The 2,022-nt window shown below is 63.1% G+C and carries 1 protein-coding gene and 1 pseudogene; one reads left to right on the top strand and one right to left on the bottom strand.

What is annotated here, in order from left to right; genetic code table 11:
- On the top strand, positions 1–1,489 hold a 1,489-nt coding region (locus tag EOA86_RS32375; RefSeq protein WP_164892219.1), incomplete at its 5' end, for an FAD-dependent oxidoreductase.
- A 134-nt stretch (positions 1,490–1,623) separates the two neighbouring features.
- On the opposite strand, the pseudogene EOA86_RS32370 reads toward EOA86_RS32375, so the two are convergent.
- A pseudogene (locus EOA86_RS32370) lies at positions 1,624–2,022 on the bottom strand (DNA polymerase IV); the annotation flags it as partial.

Below are 2,022 nucleotides of genomic sequence, written 5' to 3'. Positions count from 1 at the left end.
CTGGGCGGCGACCGAAGTAGCGCCCGACGCGGTCGCGCTCGGGCAGAGCGAACAGGTCGATGTCGTGGTCGTCGGGTCTGGAATTGCCGGACTGTCGGTCGCGTACGAACTGGCCGTCGCCGGGCAAAAGGTGGCGGTCCTCGATCGCGGCCGGATCGGAAGCGGCATGACGGCTCGCACTACCGCGCACCTGTCATCCGTTTGCGACGACTACTTTTCGGAACTGACCAAATTGCGCGGTGAGGAGCTGGCGCGGATGTATTACCAAAGCCAGTCGGCCGCTATCGACCGTATCCAATCAATCCAGGAGAGCGAGAGTATCGCGTGCGATTTCCGACGCCTCGACGGCTTTCTCTTTCCGGCTTCCGGCAGGCAGCAATCCGACATCAAGCGCCAGCTGGACGCCGGTCTGAAAATCGGTGTCGACGTCGAGAAGATCAGGGGTGTGCCGTTTGCAGGCTTTTCGGATGCGCAGGCCCTTCGATACGCCAATCAGGCGACCTTCCACCCGCTCAAATATCTCCGCGGGCTGGCCGTAGGCATCCGCTCGCGCGGCGGCGCGCTTTATGCCGATACCGTTGTCGAAAAGGTCGAGGAGACTGACCGCGGCGTGCGCGCAACCACGGTTTCAGGCTTTACCGTGTCCGCCAAATCGGCCGTTGTCGCCACCAACTCGCCGATCAACGATCGGGTCGCCCTCCATACCAAGCAAGCGCCGTATCGGACCTACGCGATGTCGTTCGAGATCGCGCGCGATACCATACCGGATGCCCTGTATTGGGATACTGAAGACCCTTACCACTACGTTCGGCTTCAGCCTGGCGAAGATCGGACCGACTTCCTGATCGTTGGAGGTGAAGACCACAAAACAGGGCAGGCCGATGATGCCGGTGATCGCTTCGCGGCCCTGGCGGCCTGGACCAAAAGGCTGGTGCCCGATGTCGGCGTGGAAACCAACCGGTGGTCCGGGCAGGTGATGGAGACCGTCGATTATGCGGGGTTCATCGGCCGCAATCCTGGCAACCGTCGCGTCTTTGTGGCGACTGGGGATTCCGGCCAGGGCATTACCCATGGCGTCGTCGCCGGCCTGTTGATTTCCGACCTGATTCTGAAGGGGGAAAGCCGCTGGCGCGAACTTTACGAGCCGTCTCGCAAGACGGCAGGCGCGATCGGCGATTATCTGTCGGAGAATGCGACAGCGCTCAAGAGTTTTGCCGAGTATATCGCGCCTGGCGAAATCGATTCCGTCGACAAGCTGCGACCGGGAGAAGGTGCCATCGTCCGCGAAGGGCTCACCAAAATCGCCGCGTTTCGCGATGACGGCGGCACGCTCTACAAGCGCTCGGCCGCATGCACGCATATCGGCTGCCATGTCCATTGGAATTCCCTCGAGCGCTGCTGGGACTGCCCCTGCCACGGCTCGCATTTTGCTATCGACGGCACGGCTTTGAACGGACCGGCCGTGTCGCCCCTGGCTTCGCTTGACTAGCCCTCTTCGAGACGAATATTCGCCTCGCCTGACTGGGACGCTTGCGCTCAAGTGGTCCTGCGCGGCGCCAATGGCGAACGCTCAAGAGGGCGCGAAGTGGACTTTCTGCATCGCATCGGTCCGGCCAAACCGGCTCACAACTCCTTTTCGGCCAGCTCGCGAAAGGCATCGGGAATCGACCGCGACAGTCCGAGCGCGACCGAGGCATAGCCGACCGCCTCCCAGCCGAAGCGGTCGCGGATCTTATCGACGGCGCGGTCGGCGGTCCAGCGCGCCACGCCCTTCCTTGTGCCGGGGCGGCGGCGGTCGTCATCGAGGCCGAGCGGCAGTTCCAGCTGTAGGCCCGGTTGCTTTTCCAGATGCGAGACGGCGATCGCCAGCAGCGAAATGGTCTTTTCGTGCGGATGATCGACAAGCACCTTGCGCACCAGCGCCTCGGCGACCTCGGCCAGCATCGCGGTTGCCGAAATCGGCTGATCGAGCGTGATCGAGCGCGTCACCGAGCGCAGGTCGGCGAAGCGGACACGGACCGT

The organism is Mesorhizobium sp. M5C.F.Ca.IN.020.32.2.1, assembly GCF_004023105.1.
GTDB lineage: Bacteria > Pseudomonadota > Alphaproteobacteria > Rhizobiales > Rhizobiaceae > Mesorhizobium > Mesorhizobium wenxiniae.
The sequence above is the reverse complement of the archived record's forward strand: the minus strand, read 5'-3'. Positions and strand labels throughout refer to the sequence as shown.